10 protein-coding genes are annotated in these 16637 nt (G+C 70.7%); 2 read left to right on the forward strand and 8 right to left on the reverse strand.

All coding sequences use genetic code 11. The features are described 5' to 3' along the window. Positions 1 to 425, forward strand: a 425-nt coding sequence (locus tag MEICH_RS26910) for an FkbM family methyltransferase (RefSeq protein WP_157202809.1), incomplete at its 5' end; no start/stop codon positions are given. A gap of 273 nt (positions 426 to 698) precedes the next feature. Here the strand turns inward: MEICH_RS26910 and MEICH_RS0104325 are convergent. The 5 genes from MEICH_RS0104325 to MEICH_RS23575 form a co-directional block, all read right to left on the reverse strand. Then, the gene (locus MEICH_RS0104325; protein ID WP_027891585.1) at positions 699 to 2582 is read right to left on the reverse strand and encodes a DUF4900 domain-containing protein; all 1884 of its coding nucleotides are present in this window, start codon (positions 2580 to 2582) and stop codon (positions 699 to 701) included. 1 nt (position 2583) lies between these two features. Next, a complete protein-coding gene (locus MEICH_RS0104330; protein ID WP_084542171.1) occupies positions 2584 to 3519 on the reverse strand; it encodes a PilW family protein in 936 nt (311 codons plus the stop codon). After that, positions 3491 to 3925: a type IV pilus modification PilV family protein gene (locus MEICH_RS0104335; protein WP_027891587.1), complete on the reverse strand. Its 435-nt coding sequence runs from the start codon at positions 3923 to 3925 to the stop codon at positions 3491 to 3493. The genes MEICH_RS0104330 and MEICH_RS0104335 overlap by 29 nt, the downstream gene beginning before the upstream one ends. A gap of 109 nt (positions 3926 to 4034) precedes the next feature. After that, positions 4035 to 4481, reverse strand: coding sequence for a GspH/FimT family pseudopilin (locus tag MEICH_RS0104340; RefSeq protein WP_027891588.1), 447 nt, complete (start codon positions 4479 to 4481; stop codon positions 4035 to 4037). Positions 4482 to 4854: 373 nt separating this feature from the next. After that, positions 4855 to 7470: a GAF domain-containing protein gene (locus MEICH_RS23575; RefSeq protein ID WP_051303901.1), complete on the reverse strand. Its 2616-nt coding sequence runs from the start codon at positions 7468 to 7470 to the stop codon at positions 4855 to 4857. Between the two features lie 167 nt (positions 7471 to 7637). On the opposite strand from MEICH_RS23575, the gene ada reads away from it, so the two are divergent. Then, positions 7638 to 8696 (forward strand): bifunctional DNA-binding transcriptional regulator/O6-methylguanine-DNA methyltransferase Ada, encoded by a 1059-nt coding sequence (gene ada / locus MEICH_RS23580; protein ID WP_036218297.1) that lies wholly within the window; start codon positions 7638 to 7640, stop codon positions 8694 to 8696. Positions 8697 to 8847: 151 nt separating this feature from the next. On the opposite strand, the gene MEICH_RS26915 is transcribed toward ada, so the two are convergent. The 3 genes from MEICH_RS26915 to MEICH_RS0104365 all read right to left on the reverse strand — a co-directional run bounded on the left by MEICH_RS26915 (position 8848) and on the right by MEICH_RS0104365 (position 16613). Then, positions 8848 to 11574: a diguanylate cyclase gene (locus tag MEICH_RS26915; protein ID WP_051303902.1), complete on the reverse strand. Its 2727-nt coding sequence runs from the start codon at positions 11572 to 11574 to the stop codon at positions 8848 to 8850. Further along, positions 11575 to 14049 (reverse strand): PAS domain S-box protein, encoded by a 2475-nt coding sequence (locus MEICH_RS23590; RefSeq protein WP_084542172.1) that lies wholly within the window; start codon positions 14047 to 14049, stop codon positions 11575 to 11577. 161 nt (positions 14050 to 14210) lie between these two features. Next, positions 14211 to 16613: an ATP-dependent helicase gene (locus tag MEICH_RS0104365; protein ID WP_027891589.1), complete on the reverse strand. Its 2403-nt coding sequence runs from the start codon at positions 16611 to 16613 to the stop codon at positions 14211 to 14213. Positions 16614 to 16637 lie beyond the last annotated feature (24 nt).

Consider the following 16637-nt stretch of genomic DNA (forward strand, 5'->3'; position numbering starts at 1 on the left):
GGGGGGCGGCGGTGGAGGTGGAGGCGGTGGCGCTGGACGAGTACTGCGAGCGGGAGGGGCTGGCGCCGGACGTGGTGAAGGTGGACGCGGAGGGGGCGGAGCTGGCGGTGCTGCGGGGGCTGCGGCGGACGCTGGGGCGGGCGGGGCGGGTGGCGGTGGTGTGCGAGCTGTACGACCCGGACCCGGCGGCGGTGGCGGCCAAGCGGGCCGAGGCCGAGGCGCTGCTGGCGGAGGCCGGGCTGCGGGTGGAGGGGGCCCTGGCCTACCGCGCCTCCACCCTCCTCTACGCGTACAAGCCTGCCCAGGCCGCGGCCCAGCCCGAGAACCGCCTCAAGGGGTACTCGCTGCTGGGCTGGCTGCTCGAGCCCTACGCCCGGGTTCTGTCGGCCTGGGAGGGCGCGGCCCACGTCCAGGTGCCGCTGTGAGCGAGGCTGGCCGGCGAAGCTGACGGGTCGGCCCTTCCCAGAAGCTCTCCCTGAAGCGGGGGGAGGGGTTCCGGACGGTTGCCGCCTGTAGCCCTCGAGCCCGGGTTCAACCGGCTCGTTGTCGGTTCAGGGCCGGGTGCGGGGGCCTTCCGTGGGAACCGCGGGGCGCTCCCGCACACCCCGGCGGTCGGGGGTTCGGAGTGAGGGCCTGTTCGCAGGACCGAAAGGATGTGCCGCCGAGCGCTTCTGCTCGGCGGCGAGCCTAGGCGGCGCTCAGTACTCCCTGAAGCTCATCTTCACCGGGACGATGGTCTGGAGGTCGAAGCTGCGCACGGTGGGGAAGTTGGGCGGCGCTAGCGTGCTGTTGGCGAAGCGCAGGTCGTAGTCGTAGGTCTCGATGTAGCCGCTGCCCAAGCCTCCGGAGCCGTTGAGCGTGCCGCGCAACTGGTCGGACGACTGGATCACCCCGCCGTAGACGTGCATCTTGCCCTGTTTTCCCCGGCCGCCGTAGTTCTCCACGGCCAGGCCTTTGCCGCTCGCCCCGGCCAGGAAGGAGCCCCACAGGTAGATGTTGTCGGGGGCTTTCACGGGGCTGTCCTCGATGACGATGTGGTCGCGCTGGGAGAACACACCCAACACCGTAGGCACCAGGCCATCGGTCGTGACGCAGCGGGGACGGCTGCTGGTGTAGCCGCCGTCGGCCACTTTGGTGGGGTCGCACTCGTAGATCAGGTCGCTGGTCACGCCGATCTTGTTCACCGCGGTGATGTTGAGCTGGGTCTCTTTGGAGAGGGCGGGCCGGATCTGGTCGGGCGGCGGGTGGTCGGGGCAGAGGTCGGAGTTGCCGGGGTAATCGACGCCGCAAGCCAGCGAGCCGCTGCGGCCGGGGCCGCGCAGGTCGTCGATGCGGCCGGTGACGTAGATCTGGCCCGTCGGCCCGCCGCTGCCGAGGGGGGCGTGGCCGTTGGGGACGCCCGAGAAGACCTGCAGCGGCCCCCCGTTGAGCCTGACGGAGGTGGTGTTGGCGGCGTAGTCGGCGGTGATCACCCAGGTGTTGCTGCCCTGCCTCAGGGTGTAGACCTGCTTGCCGTCGCCGCTGGCCTCGAGCTTGAGCTGGTCGAGGTTGCCCTGCACGTAGATCCCGCCCTGCACGCTCGACCCGTCGTTGACCAGGTAGACCCCGTCGGGGATCGAGGGGCTGCTGTTGCAGCGCCGGGTGGGCGGGTTGTGCAGGCCCAGCCGGAAGCAGATCTCGGAGTTGCTCGGGGTCGAGGTGTCGAGGGGGTCCATGCCCAGGGCGGCACGCTGTTGGGAGAGCGTGGAGTTGGGCAGGTCCACTTCGGGGGCGCTACGGATGAAGCCCTTCTCGAACCTGGGCACCGTGCAGGGCGGGCGGGAGTCGCCCCTCACCCAGACCCTGCTCGCGCCCCCGCACCTGCCGTTGGCGTTGTAGTAGTAAGCGCCGTCGTCGCTGGTGCTGATGACGTCCCGGAAGACGGGGGTCCCCCAGAAGCCCCACGCGTGGTTGGCGTGGACCGGCCCGTTGAACACGGTGCCCGTGGGGAAGAACCCCGCGTCGCCCTCGGCGTCGTCGACGAGGAAGAGCCACTGCGAGAGCGAGGGCCTGCCCAGTTGGATCTGGAAGATCCCCTTGTCCTGCACGCGCCGTATCCCACCGCCGGCCCTCCCGGTCGAGGTGATGACGTAGTCGGCGACGTAGGTCTGGGCGGGTGCCTGGCCGGCGGTGGCGTAGGCCAGCCCGCGCAGGTTGCTCACGCTGTACTGGACGGTGGCCGAGCCGATGCCGCCGAGCGAAGCCCCGGCGACGCTGCCGAAGTTGGTGTTGAGGGTGTTCTGGATCGTGGTCGCCAGGCTGCTCCACTGGCTTTGGGGGATCACCCACTCGGAGTAGGGGTCGGCGGTGGCCGACATGAGCGGGAGGATGGCGTTGCGGATGTCGGAGCGGGCGGGGCCGGCCAGGGCGTAGCGGGCATAAGTCTCCCCGGCCTCGGCCACGGCGCGGGCCTGGGCGAGCTGGACGCTCGAGCGGCTCTGCTGGAGGTCGCCCATCGAGCCCACGAAGAGAATGGTGATCACCGAGACCAGGACGGTCAGCAAGACCAGGGCGGTGATGAGGGCAAGGCCGTGATTTCGCATGCTACCTCCTGAGGTCGACGGTCTGCGACAGGGTGAGGGTGTCCCGCGCGCCGTTGGGCAAGAGCTCGGCGCTCTGGCCCGTCAGGGCCACGCGGATCGCGCGGATCTCGTTCCCGACGTACCGGCTGCCGGAAACGTTGGGGTAGGCGCTGTAGGCGCTGCCCAGGGCGCTCGCGGCGGCGTCCAGGGTCTCGTAGAACACGAGCTGGGAGGAGGGGTCGGAGGGGTTGAGCGGGACGCCGTACCAGACCTGGATCCTGGAGATGCCGAACGCCACCACGCCGGTCTGCGCCCCGGGGGTGCCCAGGCCGGTCCTGCGGAAGAGGACGGTCTGGCTGGGGTCGAGCGGGTCGGTCTGCAGGAGGTACGTGGCAATCTGGGCCTTGAAGATGTAGGCCGCCGGGCTCCACAGTCCGGAGATCTTGGTGGTGTTGTGCTGCAACTTCTCGGGCGGGCTCGAGTTGCAGCCGGGGGTGCGGTGGTGCACCTGGGTGATCTGCAACAGTTGGTAATCGCTGCCGTTGAGCAGGATGGCCGTGTCCCCGTCCTGGAAATCGCTCGCGTCGCAGACCCGGGTCTCCGCCGAGTTCGTGAAGCTGTTGCCGGGCGGCTCGGCGACGCGGGTGCTGGTCCCGTCGAGGGTGACGATGCTGACCCGGCTGTGGTTGCTGCAGGCGGCGCTGGCGCCGCAACTGCTCTGGTTCCAGACGTGCAGGCCCGCCGCCGAGCGCAGGTCCTGGGCGATGAGCGTCAGGGCGGCCCGCAGGTTCTGCTGGGTGCTCAAGCGGGTGTCCTCGCGCCGCTTGTGCTGCAAGGACGAGGAGATCGCCTGGGTAGCCAGCGCCATGAGGATCCCGACGATGGCCAAGGCCACCAGGATCTCGACCAGGGTGAACCCTGCGCGGCGCTTATTGGTCGACGAAAGTGCTGAGCGCAAAGCTGGCCTCCCCTCCCTTTACCCTGGCGTAGCGTATGGTGACGTCCACCCTCCAGACCTGCGGGCTGCTGGCGAACAGGGTGGTTTGAACCCGGAAGGCGTAGCGCCCCCACTCGGCGTTGAGGGACGCGGGGCTGGGATCGCCTGCCGCGACGAAGGTGGGGTCGTTGGCGTAGTCGTAGCCGTAGTCGTAGGTTCTGGCGGTGGTAAAGGCGTTGAAATCGAGGGTTTTGGCGCGGAACCGGTCCAGCCAACCCTCGGCGGCGGCGACCGCCTGAGCCCGCGTGCGGTTGTCGGCGTTGGCCTGCATGCTGCCGACCACCGACGGCGCGAACATCCCCAGGGCCAGGCCGAGGATGACCAGTGCCAGGAGCACCTCCATGAGCGTCATGCCCAGCTTCTTCACAACGACCTCCTGTCGAGGTTATAGAGACGTTTAGCCGGGTCGGGAACCAGGCAAAGATCGGTTTCGAACAGTGGACCCACCTCCATCCTCACGCGCGCCTCGAGCCGCCTCAGAGCTTGACGACCCTGACCGCTCCGGCCATGGACGGCAGGACGCGCAGGGTCCGCGCCCCGTCCGTCACCCGGACCTCGAGCGTGCCGGGGTCGAGCGTCATGTAGCTTCGGGTGTCGAACGTGACGGTATTGCCCACGGCGACGTTGCTCAGCCGTACCGCCCCGGTGAGCGCGCGGGTTTGCCGCACGACCCAGCTCCCGCTGACCTGCTCCTCGAGCACGTAGGCGTTCGACCCGCTGACCCGCAAGCGCCAGGGGTTTCCGGTCGAGAGCCCCCGGGCGCGGCAGTTTTGCAGGTCCTGCGCGAGCATCTCGGCGGCGCTCTCGAGGTTGAGCTGGCCGCGCAGCTTCCCCAGGCCCATGAGGCCCAGGGCCATGACGCTGCCCAGCAACGCCAGGACCACCAACATCTCCAGCAAAGTCAATCCTTTTAGAGAGCGCATAGTCGGAGTGTAATTAGATACTTGGCAGAATTAAGGTTATCTTTAGCTAAAAACTGCCACCCCCAAATGGGGGTATTCGGGGATTAAGTCCCCTCATAATTGGCAAAACCCATAATTTTGTTTTTTTGAAGGGGAATTTGCGCTCTCATGAGATATCGGCTGAGCTGCCTGCTGGGGATTGTTGCACCTGCCCTGCCAGCAATTGATCCGCGTTTATAGTCCGGACAGGGGGTTACACGACCCCTTATGGTTTTGCGGCGTTTCCTGGGCGGTTTCGGTTGAGCCGGGGCCAAAGAAGGCATCGCGAGCCGGTGTCGCGCGAGGTGTATCGCGGGAAAGGCTCGGTGAGCGAAAGGAAATATTTCCGGTGCGTTCAGAGGCCCGGCCTGTTCTGCTGTTGGGCCGGGGGCGGCAGCAGGCTGAGGAAGGCCTGCACCACCTCGGGGTCGAGCGTCTTGCCGGCCTGGGCCTCGAGCTCGGCCCGCACGGCGTGGGGCTTCCAAGCCGTTTTGTAGGGCCGGGCATGGGATAGGGCGTCGTAGACGTCAACCACGGCGAAGATGCGAGCCTCGAGGGGGATGGCCTGCTGGCGCAAGCCCTGCGGGTAGCCCGTGCCGTCCCAGCGCTCGTGGTGGTAGCGCACGACGTTGAGGGCGGTGTCGGGCAGGAAGGAGAGCCCCTGGAGCATCTCGTAGCCGATCTCCGGGTGGGTCTTCATGATGCGCCACTCGCCCGTGTTCAGCTCCCCGGCTTTCTGCAACACCTTGTCGGGCACGGCCAGTTTGCCCAGGTCGTGCAGGTAGGCCCCCAAGCGCAGTCCCTCCAGATCGGCGAAACCCAGCCGCTCGCCCAGGGCCATGCTGAGTGCAACCACCCGGTCGGTGTGGCCCTTGGTTTCGATGTCGCGCAGTTCGAGGCTCAGGCCCAGCGAGCGCAGGGCGGCCTCGCGGGTGCGGGTGATCTCCTCGAGGTGGGCCACCCGCTCCAGGGCGCGCTCGAGGCGGCGGGCGGTGGTTTCAAAAAGCCTTATGGCATCGGAATCAAGCTCTGTTACTTGACTAAAGCTGCTGAGACCGAGCAGTCCATAGGGTTTATCTTTTTGATACACAGGAGTGATGATGATGGAGCGAAAACCTATTGGCAAGTAGGTTGGAATGGCCTCTGGAAGACTTTTATAGTCACGGATGTAAAGGGTGCGGCCCTCGTTCCAGGATCGGCCTAAAAAACCCTCTTGGGGGCCGATTGGGTAACGACGATACAATTCCAGTAATTCTGGGGGGTAGTTCCCAAGGCGAACGATTGGCCAGAAGTAGGGAGAGTGCTCCTTTGCTTCGACCTGAAGGACATAGAACCCAGCTGCTTCCATGCTGCTGAGGGCTAGCATGGTTTTCAGTGCTCGCTCAGCGATCTGCATGGGATCGGTGAGGATTTCTAGATCCGCCGACATCTGCACCAGCGCCCGGTAGTTCTCGGCCTGGCGCTGGGCCTGCTTGAGCGCGGAGAGCCGGGAGATGGCGACGCCCGCGACCTGGGCGAGGGCCTCGAGGACGTAGCGGTCTTCCGGGGTCAGGCGCCGCGTCTGGGCCGGATCGCCCTGACCGGCGGTGTCCACCGAGAGCACCCCGATGAATTGCCCCTCCGGGTCGGAGAGGGGGACCCCTAAGTACGAACCCGCGCTGCGCTTGCCGGAGGCGAACTGCGAGGTCGCGACCCGGGAGACGTCGGGGATGAAGAGGGGTGCTTTGCTGCGGTAGACCTCCCAGGCCACCCCCTGGCCGTTGTAGAACCGTAGCCCCACCGCCCGCTCGGCCGCGTACCCGGCGGCCGCGACCACCTCCAGGCTTTCGTCGGCCGGGTTGAGGCGGCTGAGGAGGGCGGAGACCGCGCGGGTCTGGCGCAACGCCTCCTCGACGGTGCGCCGGTAGACCTCCTCGGCGGTGTGGGCGGGGCCGAGCGCCTGCGTCGCCTGGGCCAGGGCCTCCAGCCGCAGCAGCTCGCGGGCCTGGGCGGCCTGGGCCTCGAGCTTGGAGAGCACGTTGCCTACCCCCTGCGCCAGTACCGTCAGCAACGCCGCGTCGTCGGGGGAGAACTCCTGCTCGCCGTGGAAGGCCAGCGCCCCCAGCGGCTCGTCCTGGGGGTCGAAGAGGGGCACGAAGGCCGCGTGGTAGCGCTCGGGGTCGGGCACCTCGAGCCGGTGGACGCGGGGGTCGCACAAGGAGGCGAACAGCACCCGGCGCTGCTCGACGGCCAGCCAGGACATCCCCTCCCCCTTCGGCAGCAGGTAGCCGACGGGCGGCTGCGGGCCGAGGCTGCCCACCACCCGCAGCACCTCGCCCTCGCGGCGGAGGGTGGCGGCCATTGCCATCGGCATGAGCTCGGCGACGAGCACGGGCAGCGAGGCCCACAGGGCCTCGGCCTCCTTGAAGCTGGCGAGCGAGGCCAGCACCCTCGAGAGGACCTCCTCCCGCTGCAGCCGCTCGCGGGCGCGCTCCTGCTCGCGCAGGGAGCGCAGCACCACCTCCAGGCTCTTGCCCAGCTCCTCGGCGAGTTCGAGGGCCTCGGCGCTGAAGGGCTCGGGGCTGCGGCGGTCGAGGTTGAGGATGGCCTCGATCTCGCCCCCGAAGGGCACGGGGACCACCAGCGTCCAGTGGAAGCCCGCCAGGTTGGACTCGACCGGGTGCAGGTCGGAGGGGTGCTCGGCGACGCGGTGGGCGTGGGGGAGGGCTTGCAGGGCCTGCTGCCGGGTGCCGCCGTACCAGGCGAAGACCCGCTCGGGCGAGAAGCGGATGGGCTGCAGCACGCTCAGGTCGAAGCCGGCCGCGGCGGTGTAGCGGTAGCCCTCGGGCCCGCGCACCACGATGCTGCCCGCGTCGGCGTCGGGGATGAGCCCCAGGGCCCCGTGCAAGGCCCGCCGGAAGAACTCCTCCACGCTCCCCGACTTGACGAGCTGGCGCAAGAGCTCGAGCAAACTCCGGTGCGCACAACCCATACCAACCGCAGTTTAGACACCCCGAAGCCCCCCGATGAGGTCAGATGACCAAGCGCCCCGCAGGGGCTTCGGCAGCGCCAGGGCCGCAACCCCGGAGGCCGGGACGCCCCGGGTTTGACCGCAAGCCCCGGATAGCCGCGGCACGGCCCCGGCCCTAGGCTAAGGGCATGAGCCTGAGCCCCGAGGACCCCATCCACGCCGCCCGCTGGGCCGCCTTCGCCCGGCGCGACCGCAGCGCCGACGGCCGTTTCGTGGTGGCGGTGCGCAGCACCGGCATCTACTGCCGCCCCTCCTGCCCCGCCCGGCGGCCCAAGCCCCACAACGTGAGCTTCTTCGACACCCCCGAGGCCGCCGAGGCCGCCGGCTACCGGGCCTGCCTGCGCTGCCGGCCGCGGGAGGTCCCGGCGCGCGTGGGCGTGGTGCAGCGGGTCAAGGCCGAGCTCGAGCACGCCCCCACCCCGCCCACTCTGGCCGAACTGGGCCGCCGGGTGGGCCTGAGCCCCTACCACCTCCAGCGCCTGTTCAAGCAGGAGACCGGCCTCTCGCCCCGAGAGTACGCGGCCGCGCTGCGGCTGGGGCGGCTCAAGGAGAGCCTGCGCTCGAGCGCCAGCGTGACCGAGGGGATGTACGAGGCGGGCTACGGCTCGAGCCACGCCCTCTACCGCAACGCCAACTCGCAGTTGGGCATGAGCCCCGCCACCTACCGCCGAGGAGGAAAAGGCATGAAAATCTGCTACGCCTTCACCAAGACCCCGCTGGGCCTGGCCCTGCTCGCCGCCACCGAGAAGGGCCTGTGCGCGCTGCAGTTCGGCGAGAGCCGGGAGGAGCTCGAGGCCCTGCTGCGCGCGGAGTTCGCCCAGGCAGAGCTCGAGCCCGGCCAACTCCCGCAGTACGTGCGCCCCATCCTCGAGCACCTGTCCGGCCAGCCCGCCTCCCTCGACCTCCCCCTCGACCTGCGCGGCACCGCCTTCCAACTGCGGGTATGGGAAGCCCTGCGGGCGATCCCCCCTGGCCAGACCCGCACCTACGGCGAGCTGGCCCGCGACCTGGGCGACCCCAAGGCCGTGCGGGCGGTGGCGCGGGCCTGCGGGGCCAACCCGGTCCCGCTGGTCGTGCCCTGCCACCGGGTCATCGGCAGCGACGGCAAGCTCACGGGTTACCGCTGGGGTTTGGAGCGCAAGCGGAAGCTGCTCGAGCGGGAGCAACCGGCGGTTATCCGCCGGTAGCCAATAGCTGATAGCTAAACGCCGGGTGCGGGTCGTACGTCGTACGTCCTCCGCCGTACGCAAAACGCAATACGCAATACGCGGGATGCCTTGGCCCTCGACCCTCGACCCTCGACCCTAGACAAACCCCGGGCTACGGGCCCTCGTCCATCTACGCCTGCTCCCCCTCGCCCCATTCCGCCACCGCCACCCGGTCGCGGCCCAGGCGCTTGGCCTGGTACAAAGCGCCGTCGGCCATGGCGAGGAGGGTTTCGGGGTTGTCGCCGTGTTCGGGGTAGGCCGCGACGCCGACGGAGAGGCTGATGGGCCCTAAGGTCTTGCCCTGGTAGCTCAGGGCGATGTGCTTGACCGCCTCGCGCAGTTGCTCGGCCCGGCGGCGGCCGTCCTCGAGGCGCGCGTCGGGGAGGATCACCACGAACTCCTCGCCCCCGTAGCGGCAGGGGACGTCCTCGGCGCGGAAGCGCGAGCGCACCAGGTGGCCCAGCGCCTGCAACACCTGGTCGCCGGCCTCGTGGCCGTGGGCGTCGTTGAAGTGCTTGAAGTGGTCGACGTCGAAGAACAGCAGCGACAGGGGCCGCTGGGCCCGGCGGGCGCGGAAGATCTCGCGCTGGAGGGTTTCCTCGAGGTAGCGGCGGTTGAACAGGCCGGTGAGGGCGTCGCGGATGGACTGGTGGCGCAGCGTCTCGCGCAGCCGCAGGTTGGCGATGGCGAGGGCCAACTGGTCGGACACCAGCATCACCCGCTGCTGCTCGCGCTCGGGGGCCTCGGCGGGCTGCGGGCTGCCCAGGTACAGCAGGCCCAGCGTCTCCCCCTGGGCGCTCAGCGGCTGGCAGGCGTAGCTCGCGGGCGGCGCCCCCTCGAGGTGCTCGCACCTCAGCCCCTTCCGGCTGTCGGCGACCCAGTGGAGCTGGCCGCGGCGCAGGCCCCAGCAGCCCTCGGGGCTGAAGGCCTCGGGCGCAGGCCCGCCCCAGCTCGCCAGCACCTCCATGAGGTTGCGCGAGGGGTTGAGCAGGAAGACTGCCCCGCTCGTCCCCTCGAAGAGCCCGGGCGCCGCGTGGGCGATCACCTCGCCGGCCTCGTCCAGGTTCAAGCAGGCCTGCAGCAGGCTCGAGAGCTGGTTGAGCCGGCTCTCGAAGTTGCGCTCGGCCTCGAGGCTGGCGACCTGCTGGGCCAGGGCCTCGCGGGTTTGCTTGATCTCGGTGACGTCGAAGAAGGAGGCCACCGCGGCGTAGGGCCGCTCCTCGCCGGGGTGGAACAGCGGCTGGGCGTTGACGCTGATCCAGGCCAGCGCGCCGTCGGGCCGGTGCACGCCCATGATGACCCCCTGCTGGGGCTGGCCGGTGCGCAGGGCCACCATGGAGGGGTGCTCCTCGCCGGGGAGGGGGCTGCCGTCCTCACGCACCGTACGCCAGCTCGCCTCGCGCGAGCTGCGCCCGACCATCTGGCCGGGCGTGAGGCCCAGCAAGGCCCCGGCGGCGGCGTTGGCCGCGACGATGTGCCCCTGGGCGTCCTGCACCACCACCCCCTCGCTCAGGGCCGAGACCATCCCCCGGTACAGCGCCTCGCTCTGGTTGACCGACTCAAACAGCCGGGCGTTCTCGATCGCCACCACCGCCTGGTTGATGACCGTTTCCAGCAATTCCACGTCCTGCTCGTCGAAGTCGCGCTGGTCGGGGCGGTTGATGGCGGTGAGGGTGCCGAGCTTGCGGCCCTGGTAGTGCAGCGGCATCACCAGGATCGAGCCGCAGCCGGTCTCGGCGCGGCGGCGCTGCACCTCGGGGCTCTCGCGTGGGTCGGGCTGGTCCTTGGGGGAGAGGGCGGGCTCGAGCTCGCGCAGGGCCCAGCCGGTGAGGCCCTGCATCAGCTCGTCGAAGCTCACCTCCACCACCTGCTCCGCCCCGGGCCCTGCCCGCACGGTGTGGGTGACCCGGCGCTCCTCGAGGTCCATCACCATCAGCGCCACCCGGTCGGCGGGCAGCGCGGCGGCGACGTCGGCGACCAGGCCCTGCAGCATCTGGTTGAGGTCGTGGCTGTGGATGAGGGTCTGGCTCACCCGGGGCAGCAGCTCGAGGCGGCGCAGGCTCGAGCGCAGCGCGGCCTCGTTGTGGCGCAGGGTGTCCTGGGCACCCTCGAGGCGGCCGGCCATGCGGTTGAGGGTCTGGGCCAGCTCGCCCACCTCGTCGGCGCCGTCTACCGGGGCCCGCCGCGACAGGTCGCCCTCGCCCAAAGCCTGGGCCACCCCCGCCAGGCGCTGGATGCGCCGGACGGCGTGCAGCACCAGCCACAGCACCATCCCCAGCGCCAGGGCCAGCGCCGACGCGGGCCCGGCCACGGCCAGCCACTGCGCCCGCCTCGAGGCGGCCTCGCTCGCGGCCAGGCGTTCCTGCAAAAGCGCCTGTTCGGCGGCCTCGAGGGCCTCGCTCACCTCCCGGACCCGGCCGAGCTCTTCCTGGCTCTGCGCCAGCAGGGCGGGGGGCACGGGCTGGCCGCCCTGGACGGCCCGCACCTCGAGCTCGGCCACCTCCTTCTGCCAGCGCTCGAAGCGGGCGATCAGCTCCCGCACCCGTTCGGCCTGGGGCGGGTTGTCGTCCACCCGCGCCAGCAGCGCCTGGCTGACCTCCCCGAAGCGGCCCCGTGCCTGGTCGTACTCGGAGAGCAGGCGGGGATCGCCGCTGATCAGGTAGCCCCGCAGCGCCGCCACCGCCTCCTGGATCACCTCGCGCTGTTCGCGCACCGCGGCGATGACCTGGAGGGTGTGGGTGACCCACCCTCCCGTGGCGACGCTCGAGGCCAGCGCGGCGTGGACCGCCCACGACACCCCCAGGGCCAGGCCCAGCGGCAACAGGAAGGCCAGCAGCAGCTTGTGGCGCAGGGCCATTCAGCCTGTCCCCCCCCGCTGATGGGCGATCATCCCCAGGAAGGCCTCGACCACGGCGGGGTCAAAGTGGGTGCCGGCTTGCTCTCGCAGGTGGCGCAGGGTTTTCTCCTGGCTCCAGGCTGCCCGGTAGGGACGGTCGGAGGTAAGGGCATCATACACGTCGATGACCGCGAAGATGCGGGCCGCCAACGGGATCTCTTCGCCCTTCAGGCCCCGCGGGTAGCCCGAGCCGTCCCAGCGCTCGTGGTGGGCGTAGGGGATCTCCAGCGCCGGGGCGAGGAAGGGGATCTGGGAGAGCCACTCGTAGGCGTGGACGGGGTGCTTCTTCATCTCCGCCCACTCCTCCTCGGTGAGCTTGCCGGGCTTGAGCAGCACGGCGTCGGGAACGGCCAGCTTGCCCACGTCGTGCAGCAGCGCGCCCCGGCGCACCTGGCGCAGCTCCTCCGGGCCCATGCCCATGCGCCGGGCGAGCTCGAGGGTGAGCTCGGTGACGCGGCGGGAGTGGTTCTCGGTCTCGTGGTCGCGCAGGTCGATGGCCGCGGCCAGGGCCTCGATGGTGTGGTCGTAGGCGCTGTGCAGCTCGGCGTTGGCCTTCTCCAGCCCGGCCAGCAGCTCGGCGTGGGCCAGCGCCACCCCGGCCTGGTTGGCCAGGGCCTTGAGGAAGGCCCGGTCGCCGGCGCTGAGGTGCAGCGGGGTGCGGCGGAAGGCCTCGAGCACCCCCTGCAGGCGTCCCCCGGCCAGCACCGGCACCGCGGCGTAGCCCACCAGGCCCTCCTCGCGGAAGGCCTCGGCGCGGGGGCTGCCGGCCCCGCTCCCCCAGAGGTCGGGCAGCTCCAGCGGCTCGAGCCGCTGCGCCACCCTGCCCAGCAGCCCCTCGCCCAGCCGGACCTGGCGCAGCCCCAGGCCCGTGCCGCGAAAGCCCATCCCCCCCACGTACTCCAGCGCCCCCCACGGCGCGTCGAAGCGGTAGAGCGCGGCGGCGTCGACCTCGAGGTGCTCCAGCGTCTCGCGCAGGATGAGGGCGGCGATGTCGGCTATGCCCTCGCGGTTGAGGATGGCCTGGTCGATCTTCTGCAAGGCCTCGAGCTCCCCCACGCGCTGCTCGAGGCGGGCGTTGAGCGCGAGCACCGCCTCCTCGGCCTGCTTGCGCTCGGTGACGTCGCGGAAGTTGACCACGACGCCCCCCACGCTCGGCTCGAGCAGCAGGTTGGAGGCGATGGCCTCGAGCCAGCGCCACGAGCCGTCCTTGTGGCGGAAGCGCATCACGGCGGAGCCCAGGCCGCCGGGCCGCTCGAGCACCTGCCCGAAGACCTCCCGGGTGGCCGCCAGGTCCTCGGGGTGCACCAGCTCGAAGGCGTTCTGGCCCCGCCGCTCCTCCTGGGAGTAGCCCAGGATGCGCGTGGAGGCCGGGGTGTCGAAGACGATGTTGCCCTGGGGGTCGAGCAGGCTGATCGCGTCGGGGGCGTTCTCCACCAGGGCGCGGAAGCGCCGCTCGCTGGCTTGCAGGGCGCGCTGGCTCTCGACTTGGTGGGTCACGTCCTTAGCGGCCACCAGCACCGCCGGTCGCCCGGCGAAGGTGTGCACGTGTGAGATGATCTCCACCCAGATCTCCCGCCCGTCCTTGAGGCGGTGCCGCCAGGGGCCGCTGTTCTCGTGCTCCTGGCGGGGCTGGGACAGGTTGGCCTGCAGCCGCCCCACCTCCTCGGGGGGCCGGATGTCGAGGATGGTCATGCCCAGGAACTCCTCGCGGCTGTAGCCGTAGGTCTCTAGCGCCGCGCGGTTGACCTCGAGGAAGCGGTAGCTCTCGCGGTCGTAGACCCACATCGGCAGGGGGTTCTCCTCGAAGAGGCGGCGGAAGTTGCCCTCGAGCTCCGCCCGCTCGCGCAGGACCTGCTGGGCCTCGACCATCTCGCTGACGTCGTAGCCCACGGCCAGCCCCGCCCAGATGCGGCCCTGCGTGTCCCGGACGGGCTGGACCACGACCTTGTAGTGTATGCCGTTGTACTGCCGCACGTCGGTGCGGGTCTCGCCGGCCAGGGCGGCGCGGTAGAGGGGCTCGAGGTAGGGCGCGGAGGCCGGAACGGCCTCGAACAGGGTGCGGCCCTCGAGGCCCTCGCGCCTCAGCCCGGCCTCGGCCAGGCCCTGCCCTTCGGCCAGCAGGAAGCGCAGGTCGTGGTCGAAGAGGAACACCGCGCCCTTGGGGAGGTCGCGGGCCAGGGTGCGGTACATCTGCTCGCTGCGAACGAGCTCCCGGCGGCCGCGCTCCTGCGCGGCCTGGAAGCGCCGGGTCAGCTCGAAGACCAGCAGCCCGCTCAGCAGCACGAAGGCGGTGCCCTTGAGGCCCTGCAACTGGGTGATCTGCTGGGGGGAGAGGCCCAGCCCCAGCAGCACCCGGTCGCTCAGCAGGATCCAAACGATGCCCAGCCCCACGTACGTCAGGGATATGCGCAGGGGCCAGGACCTCTCAGAAAGCATCGGCAGTCCCCAGGAGAGCGAGTCGTCCTGCCATAATTAGGGTTCTCCCCTCGAATAGGGCCCGAAACCGGGCTGTTACCAGAATACAAGCAAACTCGGCGGCAATTCGGGGAAAAAGACCAATCAACCCGCTCGTGGAGGGAGCCGGGGGCCACGGGGCCCTACCCCCCGACCACCTCGAGCCGCGCGTAGCGCAGGGCCAGCCGCCGCAGCCCGTCGCCGAAGGCCACCATCGCCACCCCGTCCTCCAGCCGGATCACCGTGCCCAGCCCGAACTGCGCGTGCCGCACCTTCTGGCCCGGGCGCACGTTCTCGGGCGAGGCCAAAACGGCGGCGCGGGGCAGGAATTCGGCCAGGTCGCGGAATTCGTGGGGGCCGGGCGGGGCCTCCAGCGGCCCCAGCGCCTCCCACAGCTCGCGCCCGGCGGGGGAGAGGCCCAGCGCCTCGAGCCAGCCCTCGCGCTCGGCCGCCGCGAACAGCCGCAGGACCTTCTGGGCCACGGCTCGGGCCTGCTCGGGCGGGGCGGGCCACCACCGGTAGAGGTAGCGCTCCAGGCTCAGGGCGCCGAGGTCGCGGGCGAGGGCGAGGGTCTCGAGGCTGGAGAGCTCCTCGGCCGGCTTGAACAGCGCCGTTCCCAGCCGCTCGACTGCCTGCAGGGTCTCGGCGGCCTCCGCCTCGCGCAAAAAGCGCGAGGGCGTGCTCGAGCGGGGGGCGTAGAGGTGGGTGTCGCCCTTGCTGCGGGTGAGGGCGACGTAGAACAGCCGGCGCTCCTCCTCGGTGTTGGGGTTGCCGCTGTAGGGGAAGGTGCCCTCGGTGCAGTCGGGGATGAGCACCAGCGGCCACTCCAGCCCCTTGGCCCGGAACACCGTCATCAGGGTGACGGCCTCGTCCGCGCTGTCCTGCTCGAGCTGGAGCTCGCTGAGGTGCCCCAGGTGCTCGCGCAGCTCGCGCACGCTGCCCTTGTCGCGCACGTAGTCGAGGAAGGCCTTGACGCTGGCGGCCCGGCCCTCGCCCACCTCGGGGAAGCCGCTGTGGGCCCGCAGGTAGCGGCTGTACTCCAGCCGCGCGTCGAGCGCGGCCAGCACCCCGGCGGCCCGCTGGCCCTGGGCCTGCCCCAGCCACTCGAGCACCCCCGCCAGCTCCTCCAGCCGCTCGCGCTGGCGCCCCTCGGCCTCGAGGGCGGCCTGCCGCAGGGCCTGGCTCAGGGGGAGGCGCTGGGCGAGAGCCCGCTTGCGGATGGCCTCGGCCAGGGTGCGGCTCAGGTAGCGGGTGGGGCGGTTGTAGGCCAGGCCCCAGGCCTGGGCCAGGCGCCCGGGGTCGGGCTCGGTCTCGAGGCGCCCGAGCTCGAGGTAGGCCAGCAGGGTCTCGATCTCGGGGCGGCGGTAGAAGGGCGGGCTGCCCACCACCCGGTAGGGGATCTGGGCCTCGATGAGGGCCTGCTCGATGTAGGGCGTCTGGGCGTAGAGCCGCACCAAAACGGCGACGTCGCCCGGGCGCAGCCCCCGCCGCAGGGCCTCGGCCACCTCCCCCACCACCGCGCGGGCCTGCTCAGGCACGCTCTCGGGGCCGTGGACGAAGACCTGCCCCTCGAAGCCGCGGGTCAGGCTCAGCCGCTTGGGCTCGCGCTGGCGGTTGTGGGCGATGACCCGCCCGGCCAGCGCCACCTGCGCCGCCGAGCAGCGGAAGCTGTCGCGGATGAGGTACTTCCGGGCCCCGTAGCGCCGCTCGAACTCGAGGATGAAGCGCGGGCTGGCCCCGCGCCACTCGTAGATGGTCTGGTCGTCGTCGCCCACCACCATGTAGTTGCGCTCGGGGGTGAGGGCGTGCAGGATCTCCGACTGGGCGAGGTTGACGTCCTGGAACTCGTCCACGAGCACCGCCTGGAAGCCCTTGGCCATGGCCTGGGCCAGCCCCTCGTGCCGCACCAGCAGCTCCCAGCCGCCCATCAGGAGGTCGTCGTAGGTCAGCGCGCCCTCCTCCTGCCGCACCCGCTCGTAGAGGCGGTAGAGGTCCAGGTACCACTCGAGCCCCGCCGGGGCCTGGGCCTGCTGCGCCACCTTCCAGGCCTGGGGGGGCAGGGCGGCGGCCTCGAGGTCGGCGTAGTGGAGGTTGCCCTTGCAGGCCCCCACGTAGCTCAGGAAGTCCTCGAGGTCGAGGGCCTCGAGCTCGTCGGCGTAGTCCACCCGCAGTTCGCGCGCCCGCCGCAGGGTCTTGGTCAGCAGCGCGCGCTCCTGCCCCTCGCCCAGCGGCTCGTCCTTCAGCGCGACCAGCCCCTCCTTGGCCGCCCGCCGCACGATCCACAGCCCCAGCGCGTGCAGCGTCGAGGTGCGCACCGCGTCGCAGTGCGGCCACGCCGAGAGGGCACGCTTGAGGTCGGCCACGGCCATGCGGCTGAAGGAGGTCAGCAGGATGCGCCGGGCGTCGAAGACCCGCTGCCGCACCAGCCGCTCGACCCGGTGCACCAGCGCGGTGGTCTTGCCCGCCCCGGCCACGGCGAACACCAGCGCCGGCCCGTGGTCGTGGGCCACGATGGCCTCTTGCTCGTCGGTCAGGCGCACCGCCATGGGCTTATAGCCTACCAAAAGCTT

The sequence above is a fragment of the Calidithermus chliarophilus DSM 9957 genome (assembly GCF_000430045.1).
Classification (GTDB): domain Bacteria; phylum Deinococcota; class Deinococci; order Deinococcales; family Thermaceae; genus Calidithermus; species Calidithermus chliarophilus.

What these genes read in the sequence shown, in the direction of transcription:
- MEICH_RS0104325 (WP_027891585.1), bottom strand. Translation starts at nt 2,582, where the DNA reads ATGCGAAATCACGGCCTTGCCCTCATCACCGCCCTGGTCTTGCTGACC.
- MEICH_RS0104340 (WP_027891588.1), bottom strand. Translation starts at nt 4,481, where the DNA reads ATGCGCTCTCTAAAAGGATTGACTTTGCTGGAGATGTTGGTGGTCCTG.
- MEICH_RS23575 (WP_051303901.1), bottom strand. Translation starts at nt 7,470, where the DNA reads ATGGGTTGTGCGCACCGGAGTTTGCTCGAGCTCTTGCGCCAGCTCGTC.
- ada (WP_036218297.1), top strand. Translation starts at nt 7,638, where the DNA reads ATGAGCCTGAGCCCCGAGGACCCCATCCACGCCGCCCGCTGGGCCGCC.
- MEICH_RS26915 (WP_051303902.1), bottom strand. Translation starts at nt 11,574, where the DNA reads ATGGCCCTGCGCCACAAGCTGCTGCTGGCCTTCCTGTTGCCGCTGGGC.
- MEICH_RS23590 (WP_084542172.1), bottom strand. Translation starts at nt 14,049, where the DNA reads ATGCTTTCTGAGAGGTCCTGGCCCCTGCGCATATCCCTGACGTACGTG.
- MEICH_RS0104365 (WP_027891589.1), bottom strand. Translation starts at nt 16,613, where the DNA reads ATGGCGGTGCGCCTGACCGACGAGCAAGAGGCCATCGTGGCCCACGAC.